The organism is Citrobacter sp. On2M, from assembly GCF_018035235.1.
GTDB classification, from domain to species: Bacteria; Pseudomonadota; Gammaproteobacteria; order Enterobacterales; family Enterobacteriaceae; genus Citrobacter; species Citrobacter meridianamericanus.
In genome coordinates, this window is sequence record NZ_WPCV01000001.1 from 313,500 (window position 1) to 335,637 (window position 22,138).

Genomic DNA, 22,138 nt, shown 5'->3' on the forward strand with positions numbered 1-22,138 from the left:
TTACCCCTTCATCCACATCCGTACGCCATCGAGGAACATCTGGGTTGCCATCATCACCAGAATCAGCCCCATCAGGCGCTCCAGCGCGTTCACCCCTTTCTCCCCGAGCAGACGCAGAAACAGCGACGACTGCAACAGAATCACAAACGTACCGCCCCATGCGATCAGCAGGGCGATTACCAGATGCCCCATCTGATTAGGATACTGATGCGACAACAGCATTAATGAAGCCAGGATTGTTGGACCCGCTACCAGCGGGATCGCCAGCGGAACGATAAACGGCTCTTCACCCGCCGGAAGTCCGGCGCTATTCCCGGTGGCGCTGGGGAAAATCATCTTAATGGCAATCAGGAACAAAATGATGCCCCCGGAAATCGACACGGTTTCCGCGCGCAGATTCAGAAATGCCAGAATTTTCTCGCCCGCAAACAGGAATATCAGCATCACCAACAGCGCAATGAACAGCTCGCGAATCATAATCGCGCGGCGGCGTTTTGGTTCGGTATGTTTCAATACGGACATGAAAATGGGCAGGTTTCCAAGCGGATCCATAATCAGAATCAATAAAACTGCTGCAGAAATGATTTCACTCATAAGTCAAATTCCCTGATAATTACCGCGGACTTTCTGCTTGCTTGCGCAGCGGGATAAGTCGCATTACTGATGGCTTCGCTATCATTGATTAATTTCACTTGCGACTTTGGCTGCATTTTGTATGGTGAAGGATATGCCACCAGGACACTGGCATACATACACAGCACACATCTCTGCAGGAAAAAAACGCTATGAAAAATGTTGGTTTTATCGGCTGGCGCGGTATGGTCGGCTCTGTTCTCATGCAACGCATGGTTGAGGAGCGTGACTTCGACGCCATTCGCCCTGTTTTCTTTTCTACTTCCCAGCTCGGGCAGGCGGCACCGACGTTCGGTGGAACCGCGACCGGCACGCTTCAGGACGCTTATGATCTGGACGCGCTGAAGGCGCTCGATATCATCGTGACCTGTCAGGGCGGCGATTATACCAACGAAATCTATCCAAAGCTTCGTGAAAGCGGTTGGCAGGGTTACTGGATTGACGCGGCCTCTTCGCTTCGCATGAAAGACGATGCCATCATTATCCTCGATCCGGTTAACCAGGATGTCATCACTGATGGCCTGAATAAAGGGATTAAAACTTTTGTCGGCGGTAACTGCACCGTTAGCCTGATGCTAATGTCCCTCGGTGGCCTGTTTGCCAACGACCTGGTCGACTGGGTATCTGTAGCGACCTATCAGGCTGCTTCTGGCGGCGGCGCACGTCATATGCGCGAGCTGTTGTCTCAGATGGGCCATTTGTATGGTCATGTGGCCGATGAACTTGCGACGCCGTCCTCTGCTATTCTCGATATCGAACGTAAAGTGACGACGCTGTCCCGCAGCGGTGAACTGCCGGTTGATAACTTCGGCGTACCGCTGGCCGGTAGCCTGATTCCGTGGATCGATAAACAGCTCGATAACGGTCAGAGCCGAGAAGAATGGAAGGGACAGGCGGAGACCAATAAAATTCTTAACACGTCTTCCGTGATCCCGGTTGATGGTCTGTGCGTGCGCGTCGGCGCGCTGCGCTGCCACAGCCAGGCGTTCACCATCAAACTGAAAAAAGATGTGTCTATTCCGACCGTGGAAGAACTGCTGGCGGCGCACAACCCGTGGGCGAAAGTAGTACCAAACGATCGTGAAATCACCATGCGTGAGTTAACCCCAGCGGCCGTTACCGGCACGTTGACCACGCCAGTAGGTCGTCTGCGTAAACTGAATATGGGACCGGAGTTCCTGTCAGCCTTTACCGTAGGTGACCAGCTGCTTTGGGGCGCTGCGGAGCCATTGCGCCGCATGTTACGTCAACTGGCGTAATGGTTTGTTAATGATCAAAGGGTGCTAAGTCACCCTTTTTTTGCGTAATACAGGAGTAAGCGCAGATGTTTCATTTTTTACCAGGAGTAAGATAAAGCATTGGCTATTCTTTAAGGGTGACTTAGTACCGGAGGTATTAAGTTGTTGCCTGAAGGTGGGACGACGCAGAGAGGATGCACAATTGTGCTGCGCCGTTCAGGTCAAAAAAAAGTGTCGCTACCTGATGTCGAAGATCAGTTGGAAGGGGTGACACCATAAAACAGGATGACAACCATGTCCGTTCGTATCGATAGAGACGTGATTAATGCGCTAATTGCAGGCCATTTTGCGGATCCTTTTTCCGTACTCGGTATGCACCAAACTGACGCTGGACTTGAAGTCCGCGCCCTATTACCTGACGCCACCGAAGTGTGGGTGATCGAACCCAAAACCGGACGCAAAGTCGGCAAGCTGGACTGCCTCGACTCTCGCGGTTTTTTCTGTGCTGTACTTCCCCGCCGTAAAAATTTCTTTCGCTATCAGTTGGCCGTTGTCTGGCATGGACAGCAGAATCTGATTGATGACCCTTATCGTTTTGGCCCGCTAATCCAGGATATGGATGCCTGGTTGCTATCTGAAGGTACGCACCTGCGACCTTACGAAACGCTGGGCGCGCATGCGGATACCATGGATGGCGTAACCGGTACGCGCTTCTCCGTATGGGCGCCTAACGCGCAACGTGTGTCAGTAGTAGGGCAGTTCAACTACTGGGATGGACGTCGCCACCCGATGCGCCTGCGCAAAGAAAGTGGTATCTGGGAGCTGTTTATCCCCGGTGCGCATAATGGTCAGCTGTATAAATACGAGATGATCGATGCGAACGGTAAGCTGCGCATTAAAGCGGATCCTTACGCCTTCGAAGCGCAAATGCGCCCGGAAACCGCGTCGCTTATCTGCGGTCTGCCGGAAAAAGTGGTGCAAACCGAAGAGCGCAAAAAAGCCAACCAGTTTGATGCGCCAATCTCCATCTATGAAGTGCACCTGGGCTCGTGGCGTCGTCATACCGACAATAACTTCTGGCTGAGTTATCGCGAACTGGCGGATCAACTGATCCCCTACGTGAAGTGGATGGGCTTTACCCATCTTGAGCTGCTGCCAATTAATGAACACCCGTTTGACGGTAGCTGGGGCTACCAGCCAACCGGTATGTATGCGCCGACCCGCCGTTTCGGCACGCGTGATGATTTCCGCTATTTTGTGAATGCCGCGCATCAGGCGGGGCTGAACGTCATTCTCGACTGGGTGCCGGGCCATTTCCCGTCGGACGACTTTGGTCTGGCAGAGTTTGATGGCACCAGGCTGTATGAGCACAGCGACCCACGCGAAGGATATCACCAGGATTGGAACACCCTGATCTACAACTATGGTCGCCGTGAAGTCAGCAACTACCTGGTCGGCAACGCTCTGTACTGGATTGAACGCTTTGGTATTGATGCGCTGCGCGTGGATGCCGTGGCTTCGATGATTTATCGCGACTACAGCCGTAAAGAAGGGGAATGGGTTCCGAACGAATTTGGCGGTCGTGAAAACCTCGAGGCTATTGAGTTTTTACGCAATACCAACCGTATTCTTGGCGAACAGGTGCCAGGTGCGGTGAGTATGGCGGAAGAGTCCACCGACTTTGCCGGCGTCTCAAGACCGCAGGACATGGGCGGCTTAGGGTTCTGGTATAAGTGGAACCTGGGCTGGATGCACGACACGCTGGATTACATGAAACTGGATCCGGTTCATCGTCAGTACCATCACGACAAGCTAACCTTCGGCATGCTGTACAACTACACCGAGAACTTTGTCCTGCCGTTGTCGCACGATGAAGTGGTGCACGGCAAGAAATCGATCCTCGATCGCATGCCGGGCGATGCGTGGCAGAAATTTGCCAACCTGCGTGCCTACTATGGCTGGATGTGGGCCTTCCCCGGCAAGAAATTGCTGTTTATGGGCAATGAGTTTGCTCAGGGACGCGAATGGAACCATGACGTCAGCCTCGACTGGCACCTGCTGGAAGGCGGCGACAACTGGCACCACGGCGTACAGCGTCTGGTGCGCGATCTGAACCTCACCTATCGTCATCACAAAGCGCTGCATGAGCTCGACTTTGATGGCTATGGCTTCGAATGGCTGGTGGTGGATGATAAAGAACGTTCGGTGCTGGCTTTCGTACGTCGTGACAAGGTGGGTAATGAAATCATCGTTATCAGCAACTTTACGCCAGTGCCGCGCCACGGCTATCGCTTCGGTATTAACCAGCCGGGCAAATGGCGTGAAATTCTCAATACCGACTCGATGCACTACCACGGCAGCAATACTGGAAATGGCGGCACGGTGCACAGCGATGAGATCGCCAGTCATGGTCGGCAGCACTCACTGAGCCTTACGTTGCCGCCGCTGGCAACGGTCTGGCTGGTTCGGGAGGGGTAATGACGCAACTGGCAACCGGCAACGCCACTCCCCATGGCGCAACGTATGACGGCCATGGCGTCAATTTTACTCTCTTCTCAGCCCACGCTGAACGCGTTGAATTATGCGTATTTGACGAGGACGGTTGCGAACTCCGCTACGACCTGCCGGGGCGTAGCGGCGATGTCTGGCACGGCTATCTGGCCAACGCCCGTCCCGGTCTGCGCTATGGCTATCGTGTACATGGTCCGTGGCAACCACAGCAGGGCCACCGGTTTAATCCGGCGAAACTGCTGCTCGACCCTTGCGCGCGTCGGGTAGAGGGCGAGTTAAAAGATAATCCGCTGCTACACGGCGGGCTAAATGAACCGAATCACCATGATAACGCAGCCATCGCGCTGAAGGGCGTGGTGGTGTCCGACCATTATGACTGGGAGGATGATGTCCCACCGCGCACGCCGTGGGGCAATACCGTGATTTACGAAGCCCACGTCAAAGGGCTGACGTATTTGCATCCTGACTTGCCGGAAGAGATTCGCGGGACTTACAAAGCGTTGGGTCATCCGGTGATGCTCGACTATTTCAAGCGCCTCGGCATTACCGCGCTGGAGCTGTTACCGGTGGCGCATTTCGCCAGCGAGCCGCGGCTTCAACGGCTGGGTCTGTCGAACTACTGGGGATACAACCCGGTGGCAATGTTCGCGTTACATCCGGCCTATGCCTGTTCGCCGGAGAGCGCACTCGATGAGTTTCGCGATGCGGTAAAAGCGCTGCACAAAGCGGGAATTGAGGTCATTCTCGACATCGTTTTGAACCACAGTGCCGAGCTGGATCTCGACGGCCCCGTCTTCTCACTGCGCGGAATTGATAACCGTAGCTATTATTGGATCAGGGATGATGGCGATTACTACAACTGGACCGGTTGTGGGAACACCCTCAATCTGAGCCATCCTGGCGTTGTGGAATACGCATGTGAATGCCTGCGCTACTGGGTTGAAACCTGCCATGTGGATGGCTTTCGCTTTGATTTGGCTTCCGTCATGGGGCGTACGCCTGCGTTTCGTCAGGATGCGCCGCTGTTTACCGCGATCCAAAACTGTCCGCTGCTCTCACGCGTTAAGCTGATTGCGGAACCGTGGGATATTGGTGAAGGCGGGTATCAGGTGGGGAATTTTCCCCCGCCGTTTGCCGAGTGGAATGACCATTTCCGCGATGCGACGCGACGCTTTTGGCTCCAGCGTAATCTCTCGTTGGGCGAGTTTGCCGGGCGTTTTGCCGCATCCAGCGATGTGTTTAAACGCCAGGGCCGCAAACCCAGTGCCACGGTGAATCTGGTGACCGCGCACGACGGTTTTACGCTACGCGACTGTGTTTGCTTCACAAATAAGCACAATGAAGCGAATGGTGAGGAAAATCGCGACGGTACTAGCAATAACTACAGCGACAATCATGGTAAAGAAGGATTAGGTGGCACGCTGGACCTGATTGAGCGGCGGCGTGACAGCATTCATGCGCTGTTAACCACGCTGTTGCTTTCCCAGGGGACGCCGATGTTGCTGGCGGGCGATGAGCATGGTCATAGCCAGCACGGCAACAATAACGCTTACTGTCAGGATAACGCCTTAACGTGGCTGGGCTGGCAGCAGGCAAACAGTGGGTTAACCACATTTACTGCCGCGCTGATTCATCTGCGCCGGCAAATACCCGCATTAACGGGGGATTGCTGGTGGGAAGAGGGCGATGGCAATGTTCGTTGGCTGAATAAGTACGCACAACCCTTAAGTGCGGATGAGTGGCAAAACGGCCCGAGGCAGATGCAAATCCAGCTTTCAGACCGTTTCCTGATTGCAATAAACGCCACGCTTGAGGTGACAGATATCGTTTTACCTGAAGGGGAATGGCACGCTATTCCCCCATTTGCCGGAGAGGATAATCCGGTGCTTACGGCTGTCTGGCAGGGACCTGCGCACGGACTGTGTGTGTTCCAGAGAAGATAAAAAGGAGTTAGTCATGGTGAGTTTAGAGAAGAACGATCGTGTAATGTTGGCGCGCCAGCTGCCATTAAAATCTGTTGCCCTGATCCTGGCCGGTGGCCGCGGAACCCGTCTGAAAGATTTAACCAACAAACGTGCCAAGCCTGCCGTGCACTTTGGCGGTAAGTTCCGCATTATCGATTTTGCTTTATCCAACTGTATTAACTCCGGGATCCGCCGTATCGGCGTGATCACTCAGTACCAGTCCCACACGCTGGTGCAGCATATTCAGCGCGGCTGGTCGTTCTTCAGCGAAGAGATGAACGAGTTCGTCGATCTGCTGCCTGCCCAGCAGAGAATGCAGGGTGAAAATTGGTATCGCGGCACGGCGGACGCAGTGACCCAAAACCTGGACATCATTCGACGCTATAAAGCGGAATACGTGGTGATCCTCGCGGGCGATCATATTTATAAGCAGGACTACTCACGCATGCTGATCGACCACGTCGAGAAAGGCGCGCGCTGCACTGTGGCCTGTATGCCGGTGCCGATCGAAGAAGCCAGCGCGTTTGGCGTGATGGATGTGGACGACACCGATAAAATTATCGAGTTTGTTGAAAAACCAGCCAACCCGCCGGCGATGCCTGGCGATCCGACCAAATCGCTTGCCAGTATGGGGATCTACGTCTTCAACGCCGATTATCTGTATGAACTGCTGGCGGAAGACGATCTCGATGAAAAATCCAGTCACGATTTTGGCAAAGACATCATCCCAAAAATCACCGAAGCTGGCATGGCGTACGCACATCCATTCCCATTGTCCTGCGTGCAGTCTGACCCGGAATCCGAGCCGTACTGGCGCGATGTGGGAACACTGGAAGCCTACTGGAAAGCGAACCTTGATCTGGCTTCAGTGACGCCTGAACTGGATATGTACGACCAGGACTGGCCAATCCGTACGCATATGGAATCGCTGCCACCAGCGAAATTTGTTCAGGACCGTTCGGGTAGCCACGGAATGACGTTGAACTCGCTGGTTTCCGGCGGCTGTATTATTTCGGGTTCTGTGGTGGTGCAGTCCGTTCTGTTCCCGCGCGTGCGGGTGAATTCATTCTGTAACATTGATTCGGCAGTGTTGTTACCTGAAGTGTGGGTGGGACGCTCATGCCGCTTACGTCGCTGCATCATCGACCGCGCCTGCGTTATTCCTGAAGGCATGGTAATTGGTGAAAACGCGGAAGAAGATGCACGTCGCTTCTACCGTTCAGAGGAAGGTATTGTGCTGGTCACGCGTGAAATGCTGCGCAAACTGCAGATCAAACAGGAGCGATAATGCAGGTTTTACACGTATGTTCAGAGATGTTCCCCCTGTTAAAAACTGGGGGACTGGCGGATGTTCTTGGGGCGCTACCCGCAGCGCAAATAGCGGACGGTGTAGATGCCCGCGTACTGCTCCCGGCATTTCCTGATATCCGTCGCGGCATTCCCGATGCGCAGGTCGTGACGCGCCGGGATACCTTCGCTGGGCGGGTCACGCTTTTATTCGGTCACTACAACGGTGTCGGTATTTACCTGATTGACGCGCCGCATCTTTATGACCGTCCCGGTAGCCCGTATCACGACACTAACCTGTTTGCGTATACCGATAACGTGCTGCGTTTTGCGCTGTTGGGCTGGGTTGGCTGTGAAATGGCCTGCGGCTTTGACCCATTCTGGCGCCCGGATGTGGTGCACGCGCACGACTGGCATGCCGGCCTGGCTCCGGCTTATCTGGCGGCGCGCGGCCATCCGGCGAAATCGGTGTTTACCGTACACAACCTTGCGTATCAAGGCATGTTTTATGCAAAGCATATGGATGACATCCAATTGCCATGGTCGTTCTTTAACGTGCACGGACTGGAGTTTAACGGGCAGATTTCGTTCCTGAAAGCCGGGTTGTACTACGCCGACCACATTACGGCGGTCAGTCCGACCTACGCGCGGGAAATTACCGAACCGCAGTTCGCCTACGGCATGGAAGGTTTGTTGCAGCAGCGCCATCGCGAAGGGCGTCTTTCCGGCGTTCTGAACGGCGTTGATGAAAAAATCTGGAGCCCGGAAACCGATCTGCTGTTGGCGTCGCGCTATACGCGTGACACGCTGGAAGAGAAGGCGGAGAACAAACGTCAGCTACAGATCGCGATGGGACTTAAGGTTAACGACAAAGTGCCGCTGTTTGCCGTAGTCAGCCGCCTGACCAGCCAGAAAGGGTTGGATCTGGTGCTGGAAGCGCTGCCGGGGTTGTTAGAGCAGGGGGGACAACTGGCGTTACTTGGCGCGGGCGATCCGGTGTTGCAGGAAGGTTTCCTCGCCGCAGCGGCGGAACATCCGGGGCAGGTGGGCGTACAGATTGGTTATCACGAAGCCTTCTCGCATCGCATCATGGGTGGGGCCGACGTCATTTTGGTTCCCAGCCGTTTTGAGCCGTGTGGCTTAACGCAATTGTATGGACTGAAGTACGGCACGCTGCCGCTGGTGCGGCGCACCGGCGGGCTGGCTGATACGGTCTCTGACAGTTCGCTGGAAAACCTGGCGGACGGTATCGCCAGTGGGTTTGTATTTGAAGATAGTAATGCCTGGTCGCTGTTACGCGCGATCCGGCGTGCTTTCGTATTGTGGTCCCGGCCTTCGCTGTGGCGGTTTGTACAACGTCAGGCCATGACCATGGATTTTAGCTGGCAAGTCGCGGCGAAGTCATACCGTGAGCTTTACTATCGCTTGAAATAGATATCCAGGAATCACCTATATGAATGCTCCATTTACTTATGCATCGCCCACACTCAGCGTAGAGGCACTTAAGCATTCTATTGCCTACAAGCTGATGTTCACGATTGGTAAAGACCCGGTCATTGCCAATAAACATGAGTGGCTGAACGCCACGTTGTTCGCGGTGCGCGATCGTCTCGTGGAGCGCTGGCTGCGTTCTAACCGTGCGCAATTATCCCAGGAAACTCGTCAGGTCTATTACCTGTCAATGGAGTTTCTGATTGGCCGCACGCTTTCCAATGCACTGTTATCATTGGGCATTTATGACGATGTTAAAAATGCGCTGGAAGGTATGGGGTTGGATCTTGAAGATCTGATCGATGAAGAAAACGACCCGGGTCTTGGCAACGGCGGTCTCGGGCGTCTGGCGGCCTGTTTCCTGGACTCGCTGGCAACGCTTGGGCTGCCGGGACGCGGCTACGGTATTCGTTATGATTACGGCATGTTCAAGCAGAACATTGTCGATGGCCGACAGAAAGAGTCGCCGGACTACTGGCTGGAATACGGCAACCCATGGGAGTTCAAACGCCACAATACGCGCTACAAAGTACGCTTTGGCGGGCGTATACAGCAGGAAGGCAAGAAAACGCGCTGGATAGAAACCGAAGAGATCCTCGCGGTTGCCTACGACCAGATTATCCCCGGTTACGACACCGACGCCACCAACACGCTGCGCCTGTGGAGTGCCCAGGCCAGTAGCGAGATCAACCTTGGGAAATTCAACCAGGGTGACTATTTTGCGGCGGTGGAAGATAAAAACCACTCCGAGAACGTCTCCCGTGTGCTTTACCCGGATGACTCTACCTATTCAGGACGCGAACTGCGCTTACGCCAGGAGTATTTCCTGGTCTCCTCCACAGTGCAGGACATTCTGAATCGTCATTATCAACTGCACAAAACTTACGATAACCTGGCGGATAAAATAGCTATTCACCTCAACGACACCCATCCGGTGCTGTCGATCCCTGAGCTGATGCGCTTGCTAATCGATGAGCACAAATTCAGCTGGGACGACGCGTTTGAGGTCTGTTGCCAGGTCTTCTCGTATACCAACCACACCTTGATGAGCGAAGCGCTGGAGACATGGCCTGTTGATATGCTGGGCAAAATCCTGCCGCGTCATCTGCAAATCATCTTTGAGATCAATGACTACTTCCTGAAGACGCTTCAGGAACAGTATCCGAACGACACCGCTCTACTGGGGCGGACGTCGATCATCGATGAATCCAACGGCCGCCGGGTGCGTATGGCATGGCTGGCGGTAGTGGTAAGCCACAAGGTTAACGGTGTTTCCGAGCTGCACTCCAACCTGATGGTGCAGTCGCTGTTCGCTGACTTTGCGAAGATCTTCCCGACCCGATTCTGTAACGTTACCAACGGCGTGACGCCGCGTCGTTGGCTGGCACTGGCTAACCCGCCGCTCTCCGAGGTGCTGGATGAGAATATTGGCCGCACCTGGCGTACCGATCTCAGTCAGCTAAGCGAGCTTGAACAGCACTGTGATTTCCCGTTGGTGAACCAGGCGGTACGCCGAGCGAAGCTGGAGAACAAAAAGCGTCTGGCCACGCTTATTGCCCAGCAGCTTAACGTGGTGGTGAATCCGAAATCGCTGTTTGATGTGCAGATCAAACGTATTCATGAATACAAACGCCAGCTGATGAACGTGCTGCATGTGATCACCCGCTACAATCGCATGAAGGCCGATCCTGACGCTGAGTGGGTGCCGCGCGTGAATATCTTCGCCGGTAAAGCGGCTTCGGCCTATTACATGGCGAAGCACATCATTCATCTGATCAACGATGTCGCGAAAGTGATCAATAACGATCCGCAAATTGGCGACAAACTGAAAGTGGTGTTTATCCCGAACTACAGTGTCAGCCTGGCACAGGTGATAATTCCTGCTGCCGACCTGTCTGAGCAGATTTCACTAGCTGGGACCGAAGCCTCCGGGACCAGTAACATGAAATTTGCGCTGAACGGCGCGTTGACCATCGGTACGCTGGATGGTGCCAATGTCGAGATGCTGGAACATGTGGGCGCAGAAAATATCTTTATCTTTGGTAATACGGCGGAAGAGGTTGAAGCCTTACGTAGTCAGGGCTACAAGCCGCGTGAATATTACGAGAAAGACGAAGAGCTGCACCAGGTGCTGACGCAGATCGGCAGTGGCGTATTCAGCCCAGAGGAGCCGGGACGCTATCGCGACCTGGTGGACTCATTGATCAACTTTGGCGACCACTATCAGGTGCTGGCGGATTATCGCAGTTACGTTGATTGTCAGGATAAGGTTGATGAACTGTATCGTCACCCGGAAGAGTGGACTACCAGGTCGATGATTAATATCGCCAACATGGGCTACTTCTCATCTGACAGGACGATCAAAGAGTACGCCGAAAACATCTGGCATATTGATTCGGTGCGGTTGTAACTATTACACGGCTGCTAATATAATCTGTTCAGGCAGTAGCGAATGTCGTTACTGCCTTTATTTTTTACTAATGTGCTAGCAATAACAGTTTTGATATTGCAAATCTTATTTAGATGGATTGAAAGTATGAGCAAAGGGAAAAAACACTCGATTAGACAGGCAGCTAGAGGCGTATTGTTGGCTATTGTTAGTACCGGTCTATTATCTGGATGTATGACGATGATGCTTGATGACAGTACTCAGGGAATATCATCCACTTCAAAAAAATGGCGCTCTGATGAGATCAGAGGGTTATCTCTTGCTGAGAATACAAATGGTGAGAAGGGATGGGTCTTTATTGGCAGAAGCTTTGATTACTTGCTGTATAAGGGAGGGGATGAAATTATAAATCTGCTGAATAATAAGAATATTCATCGTGAGCAATTATCAGTAGATGAACATGCTAATTTTGCTATTGATACAAGTAAGAAAAATTTCACTGGTTTGTTAAAAATTAATTATCAGGCTCAGAATGAGGATGATAAAAAACAAATCCTTGAGAAAGGATTCTCATGTATAAAAAATGATTGTCAGCGTACGTATAATGGGCTTGAAGGTACGATCCATAAAAAGAATGTTGAGCAAGACCCTAGAAAAATAATGAAGTTTTATCATCCTTTTACCGTTGAGTTTGTAAAATATCAATACTCTTCAAATCAAGGAAAATGGATTCTGGCCCCTTTTACAGTTGCTCTGGATGTTGTCACTGCGCCACTACAGTTACTGGCATTCAGTATTATTGCTCCTAATTTGGGAAGAATTGGTGGCAAATAACCTTACGTGATAGTGACATATCTGCAACGTTATTTTGCTGTTGAAACCTTTCGCTACCCACCATCCGGCAAAATGCCCGGGGGTGCTTCGCTTGCCCGGCCTACGTTTATGCACTTTTGTAGTTATGCACTTTTGTAGTTATGCACTTTTGTAGGCCGGATAAGGCGTCAGCCGCCACCCGGCATTTTTATCAGGACGCCAGCGACAGTTGGCGCTTCTCAATGTATTCAGCCAGCCACTGGGTCATGCGCGACTGCTGCTCGGCGTTCAGCCACATCCCTTCTTTCGTACGACGCCACAGCGCATCGTCTGCACGACGAACCCATTCGTGGTCAACCAGATACTTCAGTTCGGCCTCATAGAACTCGTGGCCGAAGTCTTCACCTAACTCGGCAAGCGAGGTGGCTTCGCCGATAATCCATTCGGTATTGCTGCCGTAGGTGCGTGAATAATGGCGCGCCAGCGACTCGGTCAGGAACGGGTAGCGACGGCGCAGTTTGGCCGCGTAATCTTCGCGATCGCCGCCGATGTCTCCGCCTGGGAGAACGCACTCTTTGGTCCACGCCGGACCGATGCCCTGATAGTACGACGCCAGTTTTTCCATCGCGTGCTCAGCCAGCTTACGATAGGTCGTCAGCTTACCGCCAAAGACCGACAGCAGCGGCGCTTTGCCGTTTTCGTCGTGGATATCCAGCGTGTAATCACGGGTGATTGCCTGCGGTGAGTCGGACTCATCGTCGCACAACGGACGCACGCCCGAGTAAGTCCAGACGATATCATCACGGCCCAGTTGTTTCTTAAAGTGTGCGTTGTAGACCTTAAGCAGGTAATTGATTTCACTCTCATCAATTTTCACCGCTTTCGGGTCGCCTTTGTATTCGACGTCAGTCGTCCCGATGATTGAGAATTCGTCCATCCATGGGATGACAAACACAATACGTTTATCTTCGTTTTGCAGAATATAAGCTTGCTTCTGGGTATGGACGCGTGGCACCACGATGTGGCTGCCTTTAATCAGGCGAATACCGTACGGTGATGGCAGATGCATGCCGTCGTCGAAGAACTCTTTCACCCACGGGCCGGTGGCGTTGACCAGACCACGCGCCTGCCAGGTGTGCTTTTTGCCGGTATCAATATCTTCAGCTTCCACAATCCACAAACCGTTTTCACGGCGCGCGGAAGTGGCACGCGTGCGGGTTAACACCTCTCCGCCTTTACGTACGACCATTTGGGCGTTTGCCAAAACCAGTCGTGCATCGTCTACCCAGCAGTCAGAATATTCGAAACCGCGCACAATCTCAGGTTTCATTACAGAATCCGCGCCAAAACGCAAACCGGTAGAACCTGGTAAACTGGTGCGTTTGCCCAGATGATCGTACATAAACAGACCAATACGAATCATCCACGCCGGACGCAGGTGCGGGCGATGGGGCAGTCGAAAGCGCATCGGGAAGGCGATATGCGGTGCCATTTTCAACAGCACTTCACGCTCGGCCAGCGCTTCACTCACCAGTCGAAATTCATAGTGTTCCAGGTAGCGCAGGCCACCGTGGATGAGTTTGGAGCTGGCGGAAGAGGTGGCACAGGCTAAATCCTGCGCTTCCAGCATCAGCACGGATAAACCGCGTCCAGCGGCATCTGCCGCGATACCGGCACCGTTGATGCCTCCACCTATCACAATCAGATCTTTGGTTTCCATGCTGGCCTCTCGCACTTTCGTTATAGCTCATTAATGTTCGTTATCGAGCATAATAGCAAAGAATTGCGCTATTGGTAACATCGGATAAACAATTTACAGTGATACATATAACATTATGGCGTTTAACTGCCGTCGGGACGTACACTAAGAAGTAACATGTCTGAAAAGCGTCACCTGCAATATTAAGAAGAGAGAGCAATGGATCAGTTTGAATGTATTAATGTCGAAGAAGCGCATCAGAAGCTGAATCAGGGCGCTGCGGTGCTAGTGGATATCCGCGACCCGCAAAGCTATGCGATGGGGCACGCCCCGCAGGCGTTTCATCTGACGAACGACACGCTTGGGTTATTTATGCGTGAGCATGATTTTGACACCACTGTGTTAGTAATGTGTTATCACGGCAACAGCAGTAAAGGCGCGGCGCAATATCTTCTTCAGCAAGGCTATGACGCGGTTTACAGCGTTGACGGCGGCTTCGACGCCTGGCATCGACATTTTCCGGCAGAAGTGGCATACGGTTCGTAAGCTAACAAAGATGCAGCCTGAAACAGGCAGGGTCTATATACTGTCCTCTTTTGTGTGGAATAAGCGACAGCAACCATGTTGATGATTACCTCTTTTGCTAACCCCCGCGTGGCGCAGGCATTTGTTGATTATATGGCGACACAGGGCGTTATCCTGACAATTCAACAACATCAGCAAACGGATGTCTGGCTGGCGGATGAGTCCCAGGCCGAGCGCGTACGCGCCGAACTGGCGCAATTTCTGGAGAACCCGGGCGACCCGCGTTACCTCGCGGCAAGCTGGCAGTCGGGTCAGACCGACAGCGGTTTACGCTATCAGCGTTATCCTTTCCTTGCCACATTGCGCGAACGTGCAGGCCCGGTAACCTGGATAGTGATGGCCGCATGCGTGCTGGTGTTTATCGCGATGAGCGCGCTGGGCGACCAGGCGGTGATGCTCTGGCTGGCATGGCCGTTTGATCCTTCGCTGAAATTTGAATTCTGGCGTTATTTCACCCACGCTTTTATGCACTTCTCGCTGATGCATATTCTGTTCAACCTGCTGTGGTGGTGGTATCTCGGCGGCGCGGTGGAAAAACGTCTGGGTAGCGGAAAACTGATAGTCATTACCGTGATTAGCGCCCTGCTGAGCGGGTATGTTCAGCAGAAGTTTAGCGGCCCGTGGTTTGGTGGGTTGTCTGGCGTGGTATATGCGCTGATGGGCTACGTGTGGTTGCGCGGCGAGCGCGATCCGCAAAGCGGTATTTTCCTGCAGCGTGGTTTGATTATCTTTGCTTTGATCTGGATTGTTGCCGGCTGGTTTGATGTGTTCGGTATGTCGATGGCGAATGGCGCACATATCGCCGGGCTGGCCGTGGGTCTGGCAATGGCGTTTGCTGATACTATTCATGTGCGAAAACGAACGTAGAAATTCGCCTGTAGGTAATCTTATTTGCCTGTATGAGCCAGGGCAGTGCTCAAAATCCTCACGTACCGTAAGTACGCTGCGGTTTCTGCGCGCTGGCCATGCCCAGACGGCCTGCAACGATAACGCCTGATAGACGAATTCTATATTTTCAGGGAACTATAATGAAACAAACACAACGACATGACGCGATCATCGAACTGGTAAAGAAACAAGGATACGTCAGCACCGAGGAGCTGGTGGAGCATTTTTCCGTCAGCCCACAGACGATTCGCCGCGATCTCAACGATCTGGCCGATCAGAATATGATTTTGCGACATCACGGCGGCGCGGCGCTGCCATCCAGCTCGGTCAATACCCCGTGGCATGACCGTAAAGCGACGCAGACGGCTGAAAAAGAGCGCATTGCCCGCAAAGTCGCCACGCAGATCCCGAACGGCTCGACGCTATTTATTGATATCGGCACTACCCCGGAAGCGGTGGCCCACGCGCTGCTCAGTCACAGCAATTTACGCATTGTGACCAACAACCTCAATGTGGCGAATACCCTGATGGCGAAAGAGGATTTCCGTATTATTCTGGCGGGTGGCGAACTGCGTAGCCGTGACGGCGGTATTATGGGCGAAGCGACCCTCGACTTTATTTCTCAGTTCCGTCTGGATTTCGGCATTTTAGGCATCAGCGGCATCGACAGCGATGGTTCCCTGCTGGAATTTGATTATCACGAAGTCCGCACCAAACGCGCGATTATTGAGAATTCACGCCATGTGATGCTGGTGGTGGATCACTCGAAGTTTGGTCGTAACGCGATGGTGAATATGGGCAGTATCAGCATGGTGGATGCGGTGTATACTGACACGCTACCGCCCGCAGGCGTGATGCAGGTGATCGCTGACCATCATATTCAGTTAGAGCTGTGCTAAGTTAATTACAGGCCTGATTAGCATCGCTCGTCAGGCTCTCACTACACCCCATATCCCATCATCTTCAGCAGCTTCTGCGCATGTTGCACTGCATCCTGGCGATGTGCGACGCCGAGTTTTTGGTACAAATTGCGGATGTGCGTCTTGATAGTCGTTGCCGCGACGGCCAGCTCTCCGGCGATCTGCTCGTTGCTGTAGCCCGAATAAATCAGTCCCAAAACCTGCCATTCGCGCTGGGTCAGCGGGCTGGTGCGGATAAGCTCCGGTACTTCCGGGTGCGTAAGCAGACGCTCAACGAACCCTTCATCGAAGTGGGCGAATTTATGGCGATGGTGCTGGTTAATCTCACGCAAAATGCGTTGGGCGCGATGCTGATCGAGTTCCGGCAGCGTATTGAGCTGAATCAGCTGACGCAGTTGCTGCGCCATAGCCTCACCTTCGATAACAAAGTGACTGATAAACCCGGTGCGGTTCGCCAGCTGTAACGCGTCGAGTAACACGCGCTGTGCGTCATTTTTGCGCCCTGCCTGCCAGTACAACTGATTAAGCAGTAGCAGGTTGCGGTTCAGATCGCTCATCAGACGCAGATTGCGCGCATTTTCATTCAACTCTTCCAGCACAATCTCAGCCGGTTCAAATTCGCCCAGCAGGATCTGCGCGCGGGCGATGTTGCGCCATTGGCCTTGCAGGAAGTGGTTATTGGCGAATTCCGGTTTCGGCGTGTGGCGCAGCCAGTTGGCGGCTGAATTTTTGTCGCCGACCATTTGCCAGTAAATCACCCGGACTTTATCAGCGTTCGAGATCCAGTCGCTGTGATAGTGGCCATTACCCAGCAGGTTTTCCAGACGGTTGAGCAGGCTACGCGCGTTGTCCAGATCGCCCCGCGCCAGCGAACACTGAACCAGCAGTGCCAGGCACTGTAGCTGCTGCTGCGGCTGGAAAGTGGAAAGCAGTTCAATACCCGAGCGGGCAGACGTTTCCGCTTCGTCCAGGCGCGCCCATGCCCACAGGAGCTGCGCACGGATGCGCACCAGGAACTCGTGCATCGGTAGCTGTTCGAGATGCTGCTCTTTGATCAACTGGAACGCTTTTTCCTGGATTTCCCAGGCGGCCTGCAAAAAGCCCTGGGCAAACAAGATTTCACTTTGCTGAATAAGACTCCACAGGGCGTAATGCCAGACGTCATGATGGCGCGCCATTTGTTCGGTTTGCTGCATCAACGCCAGAGAACGCGTGAGGTCGCCCTTACAGTGCAGAACTTCGCCGTGCACCGAGGTGGCGACGATTCGGCTGTAGAACCAGGCGATGGGTAGCTCATCCAGTGCCAGTTTCGCCAGACGCTCGGCTTCATCAGGATTTCCGTCGTTAATCGCGACCTGCGCTCGCAGGGCGTTAAATTCGGCATGCAGCGTCGGCTCCATGTCGCCTTTCATTTCCTGCTCAGCGCGTGCCAGCAGGGTATTCACCTCGCTGTAGCGGTGCTGGCTTTGCATCAGCCACGCTTGCAGCAGAACCAGACGCGGATTTTCCAGCAGGCTTTCCCATGGCAGCGCTTTCAGGGATTCTTCCAGTAGCGTCAGCTCACTGTGGTTAAACAGTCCCCACGCATGGTTAAGCAGGATATCGCGCAGCATATGGGCATCGCCTGCCGCCAGCGCATGGTGGATAGCTTCGCTGGGAAAACCTTGCGCCATCCAGCTTTCAGCAGCCGCGCGGTGTATTTCGGGCAGTTCGCTCGCCAGTTCCCACTGACAGCGTTGACGTAAAAAGCTGCCAAACAGCGGGTGATAGCTGAACCATTCACCGACGTCATCCATCCGCTGCAGAAATAATCCCTGGCGCTCGATCTCCTCCAGCCGCATCTGGCCATTTTCTTCCCCGGTAACCCGGACGATCAGCGCGTCGTTCATGGAGCGCAGAATGGCGCTTTTCAGCAGGAAGTGACGGGTGCCGAGGTCAACGCTGTCCAGCACTTCATCAACCAGATAATCGGACAAATGGCTGGCGTTTATCCCCGCGAGGCGGCGTGCGGACTGGTGTGCAGAATGGTTGTTCTGGCGGGCGGAGAGGGCAATCAGCTGTAACGCCGTGGCCCAGCCCGCAACGTCGTCGCACATTCGACTGCTTTCCGCTGCTTCGATAGGAGAAGACAAACGGCGATCGAAAAATTGTTTGGCTTCCTGGTGGTTAAACGCCAGTTGCTGGCTGCCTATCTCCAGCAACTGATCGCGTACTCGCAGGTTGGCAATGCCCAACTGTGGGAGATTGCGCGACAACACGACCAGCGTGAGATTTTCAGGCTGGTGACGCAGGAAGAAACGCATCGCTTCGTGGATAGCTGGGTTGGAGATCAGATGATAATCGTCCACCACCAGGTAGAGTGGGCGATGCCACTCGGCCAGTTCAATAAATAGCTGTGCAAACAGTGACGTCAGACTGGCGTATTGGCGCTTTTGCACCATCGCTTCGCTGGTGGTGCAGTGTCCACCGGTTGCCTGCTGAATAGCGGCGATCAGATAGCTGGCAAAACGCTCTTGTTGATTATCGCCTTCATCCAGTGAGTACCAGCCTAAGTCGTTCTTCCCCGCTGCCCATTGTGAGACCAGCGTCGTTTTTCCATAGCCAGCGGGACTTGTTATCAGGGCAAGCCTGAAATTATTCACGCCGGAAAGTTTAGCCAACAGGCGCTCGCGGACCACCGTATGGTCGAGTCGAACCGGACGACTTAATTTAGACGGAATCAACATATGTTTGTCACTTCACTGTGTGAACATGGGGGAAGAATGATTTTTTTTGCGCTTCGTAATTAATGGGTATAAGGTCGGCCAGATTAATGTTTTATGCAAGCTAAGCGGCCTTTTTGTGTGTCTGATTTTGCACTATGTCACAAATCTATACATCTATTGCAATAATTACTTTAAAGAGTCGCAACAGGCGTGGTGACTGGATCCGTCGCGATTTTTACGATGCGTAAAAAACCCCATCTCTTTGCAAGGTTATTCGGCGGGTTAATAAAAATGTCCGAATTTTGTGGCCGATTTAAAGTTTTTATGTGAATCATCTTATTCATCACAGGTGTTTCAGGTTAGAAACTATTTCTCTGTTTACACATTGTTTCCCATCGTCACCCCTCTATTTGATATTGTCGATTAATTGCCCGGTAATAAGGGGGACGCCGTGGCCCATGGGTGATTACGCTTCCCTTTAAGCGGTGTCGATCACACTTTTATGCTCATCCCCGCTCCTCCTCCCTGCCTAATCCGTGCCAGGATGAGGAATGTCAACAACGAGCCAGGCAAACTAGCGATAACGTTGTTTTATTACCTAAGGATCTGGAACCCCTATGTCACAGCCTACTTTCAATAAAGATCAATTTCAGGCTGCCCTGACGCGTCAGTGGCAGCGCTTCGGTTTACTGTCGGCTCAAGAAATGACGTCACGCCAGTGGTGGCAGGCAGTGAGTGGGGCGTTGGCTGAGTTACTCAGCGCCCAGCCTGCGGCTAAGCCGGCAAAAAACCAGCGTCATGTTAACTACATCTCGATGGAGTTTTTGATTGGCCGTCTGACCGGCAACAACTTACTCAACCTCGGCTGGTATCAGGGGGTGAGCGATGAGCTTAAAGCGCATGACGTCAACCTGACCGATCTGCTTGAAGAAGAGATCGATCCGGCGTTGGGTAACGGTGGGTTGGGGCGTCTGGCAGCCTGCTTCCTCGATTCGATGGCGACTGTCGGCCAGTCGGCGACGGGTTATGGCCTCAACTATCAATACGGCCTGTTCCGTCAGTCCTTTGCCGATGGGCAGCAGATGGAAGCCCCGGACGACTGGCATCGCGACAGCTATCCGTGGTTCCGTCACAACGAAGCGCTGGATGTGCAGGTAGGGATTGGCGGCAAGGTCAGCAAACAAGGCCACTGGGAGCCGGGATTCATCATCACCGGTCAGGCTTGGGATCTACCGGTTCTCGGCTACCGTAATGGCGTGGCGCAGCCGCTGCGTTTGTGGCAGGCCAGCCACGCGCATCCGTTTAACCTGACAAAATTCAACGACGGTGATTTCCTGCGCGCAGAGCAGCAGGGTATCGACGCCGAAAAACTGACCAAAGTGCTGTATCCTAACGACAACCACACGGCAGGTAAAAAGCTGCGCCTGATGCAGCAGTACTTCCAGTGCGCCTGCTCCGTAGCCGATATTCTGCGCCGCCATCATCTGGCTGGGCGTAAACTTCATGAGCTGGCTGATTTTGAAGTTATCCAGCTCAACGATACTCACCCGACCATCGCTATTCCCGAGCTGTTGCGTGTACTGATTGATGAGCACCAGATGAGCTGGGACGATGCGTGGGCCATCACCAGCAAAACCTTTGCTTATACCAACCATACTCTGATGCCAGAGGCGCTGGAGTGCTGGGACGAGAAGCTGGTGAAAGCGCTACTGCCGCGCCATATGCAAATCATCAAAGAGATTAACGACCGCTTTAAGATGTTGGTCGATAAAACCTGGCCGGGTGATGCTGAAGTCTGGGCGAAGCTGGCGGTGGTACATAACAAACAGGTGCGCATGGCCAACATGTGTGTGGTCAGCGGCTTTGCGGTTAACGGTGTGGCGGCACTGCACTCCGATCTGGTGGTGAAAGATCTGTTCCCGGAATATCACCAACTGTGGCCGAACAAATTCCACAACGTCACTAATGGGATTACCCCACGTCGCTGGATTAAGCAGTGCAACCCGGCGCTTGCCGCGCTGTTGGATAAATCGCTGAAAAAAGAGTGGGCCAACGATCTCGACCAGCTGATTAATCTGGAAAAATACGCCGACGACGCGAAGTTCCGTCAGCAGTATCGTGACATCAAGCTGGCGAACAAAGCGCGTCTGGTGAAGTTTATTAAAGCGCGTACCGGTATTGAAATAACGACTAACGCGATTTTTGATATTCAGATCAAACGCCTGCATGAGTACAAGCGTCAGCACCTGAACCTGCTGCATATTCTGGCGTTGTACAAAGAAATTCGTGAGAACCCGCAGGCCGATCGCGTGCCGCGCGTATTCCTGTTTGGCGCGAAAGCCGCGCCGGGTTACTACCTGGCGAAAAATATCATCTTCGCCATCAATAAGGTGGCGGAAACCATCAATAACGACCCGCAAGTGGGTGACAAGCTGAAAGTCGTGTTCCTGCCGGATTATTGTGTCTCGGCGGCGGAAATGCTGATCCCGGCGGCGGATATCTCCGAGCAGATCTCAACAGCAGGGAAAGAGGCTTCCGGCACCGGCAACATGAAGCTGGCGCTGAACGGTGCCTTAACCGTCGGTACGCTGGATGGTGCAAACGTCGAAATCGCCGAAAAAGTGGGCGACGAGAATATCTTTATCTTTGGTCATACTGTGGAAGAGGTGAAGGCGCTCAAGGCCAAAGGTTACGATCCGGTGAAATGGCGTAAGAAAGACAAAGTACTGGATGCGGTCCTGAAAGAGCTGGAAAGCGGGAAATACAGCAACGGCGACAAACATGCTTTTGACCAGATGCTGCACAGTATCGGCAAGCAGGGCGGTGATCCGTATCTGGTGATGGCAGACTTCGCGGCTTACGTTGAAGCGCAGAAGCAGGTTGACGTGTTGTATCGTGACCAGGAAGCCTGGACCCGGGCGGCGATTCTGAATACTGCCCGTTGCGGCATGTTCAGTTCAGATCGCTCCATCCGCGATTATCAGGCGCGTATCTGGCAGGCGAAACGTTAAGGAA

14 protein-coding genes are annotated in these 22,138 nt (G+C 53.3%); 11 read left to right on the forward strand and 3 right to left on the reverse strand.

What is annotated here, in order from left to right:
* Positions 1-594, reverse strand: a complete 594-nt coding sequence (yhgN, locus tag On2M_RS01430) for an NAAT family transporter YhgN (protein WP_151224134.1) — start codon at positions 592-594, stop codon at positions 1-3.
* Between the two features lie 191 nt (positions 595-785).
* Here yhgN and asd point away from each other — a divergent pair, with 191 nt between their 5' ends.
* The 7 genes from asd to On2M_RS01465 all read left to right on the forward strand — a co-directional run bounded on the left by asd (position 786) and on the right by On2M_RS01465 (position 12,347).
* On the forward strand, positions 786-1,892 hold the full coding sequence (gene asd / locus On2M_RS01435; RefSeq protein ID WP_151216877.1) for an aspartate-semialdehyde dehydrogenase: 1,107 nt from the start codon (positions 786-788) through the stop codon (positions 1,890-1,892).
* Positions 1,893-2,165: 273 nt separating this feature from the next.
* Positions 2,166-4,349 (forward strand): 1,4-alpha-glucan branching enzyme, encoded by a 2,184-nt coding sequence (gene glgB / locus On2M_RS01440; RefSeq protein ID WP_187259963.1) that lies wholly within the window; start codon positions 2,166-2,168, stop codon positions 4,347-4,349.
* Positions 4,349-6,325, forward strand: a complete 1,977-nt coding sequence (gene glgX / locus On2M_RS01445) for a glycogen debranching protein GlgX (RefSeq protein WP_210904187.1) — start codon at positions 4,349-4,351, stop codon at positions 6,323-6,325. Before glgB ends, glgX begins: the two co-directional genes overlap by 1 nt.
* 13 nt (positions 6,326-6,338) lie before the next feature.
* Positions 6,339-7,634: a glucose-1-phosphate adenylyltransferase gene (glgC, locus tag On2M_RS01450; RefSeq protein WP_151216875.1), complete on the forward strand. Its 1,296-nt coding sequence runs from the start codon at positions 6,339-6,341 to the stop codon at positions 7,632-7,634.
* Positions 7,634-9,067 (forward strand): glycogen synthase GlgA, encoded by a 1,434-nt coding sequence (gene glgA / locus On2M_RS01455; RefSeq protein ID WP_151216874.1) that lies wholly within the window; start codon positions 7,634-7,636, stop codon positions 9,065-9,067. The genes glgC and glgA overlap by 1 nt, the downstream gene beginning before the upstream one ends.
* Before the next feature lie 19 nt (positions 9,068-9,086).
* Positions 9,087-11,534, forward strand: a complete 2,448-nt coding sequence (glgP, locus tag On2M_RS01460; RefSeq protein ID WP_151216873.1) for a glycogen phosphorylase — start codon at positions 9,087-9,089, stop codon at positions 11,532-11,534.
* 42 nt (positions 11,535-11,576) lie between these two features.
* The gene (locus tag On2M_RS01465; RefSeq protein ID WP_151216872.1) at positions 11,577-12,347 is read left to right on the forward strand and encodes a hypothetical protein; all 771 of its coding nucleotides are present in this window, start codon (positions 11,577-11,579) and stop codon (positions 12,345-12,347) included.
* Positions 12,348-12,537: 190 nt separating this feature from the next.
* On the opposite strand, the gene glpD is transcribed toward On2M_RS01465, so the two are convergent.
* Positions 12,538-14,046: a glycerol-3-phosphate dehydrogenase gene (glpD, locus tag On2M_RS01470; protein WP_151216871.1), complete on the reverse strand. Its 1,509-nt coding sequence runs from the start codon at positions 14,044-14,046 to the stop codon at positions 12,538-12,540.
* Between the two features lie 198 nt (positions 14,047-14,244).
* On the opposite strand from glpD, the gene glpE reads away from it, so the two are divergent.
* From glpE to On2M_RS01485, 3 genes are all read left to right on the forward strand, one after another.
* Entirely contained in the window at positions 14,245-14,571 is a 327-nt protein-coding gene (gene glpE / locus On2M_RS01475) for a thiosulfate sulfurtransferase GlpE (RefSeq protein ID WP_151216870.1), read from the forward strand.
* Positions 14,572-14,646: 75 nt separating this feature from the next.
* Positions 14,647-15,477, forward strand: coding sequence for a rhomboid family intramembrane serine protease GlpG (gene glpG, locus On2M_RS01480; RefSeq protein WP_210904188.1), 831 nt, complete (start codon positions 14,647-14,649; stop codon positions 15,475-15,477).
* A gap of 161 nt (positions 15,478-15,638) precedes the next feature.
* On the forward strand, positions 15,639-16,397 hold the full coding sequence (locus tag On2M_RS01485; RefSeq protein ID WP_151216868.1) for a DeoR/GlpR family transcriptional regulator: 759 nt from the start codon (positions 15,639-15,641) through the stop codon (positions 16,395-16,397).
* Positions 16,398-16,438: 41 nt separating this feature from the next.
* Here On2M_RS01485 and malT read toward each other — a convergent pair whose 3' ends face one another.
* Positions 16,439-19,144 (reverse strand): HTH-type transcriptional regulator MalT, encoded by a 2,706-nt coding sequence (gene malT, locus On2M_RS01490; RefSeq protein WP_210904190.1) that lies wholly within the window; start codon positions 19,142-19,144, stop codon positions 16,439-16,441.
* Between the two features lie 596 nt (positions 19,145-19,740).
* Here malT and malP point away from each other — a divergent pair.
* Positions 19,741-22,134, forward strand: coding sequence for a maltodextrin phosphorylase (malP, locus tag On2M_RS01495; protein ID WP_210904192.1), 2,394 nt, complete (start codon positions 19,741-19,743; stop codon positions 22,132-22,134).
* The last annotated feature ends 4 nt before the right edge of the window (positions 22,135-22,138 follow it).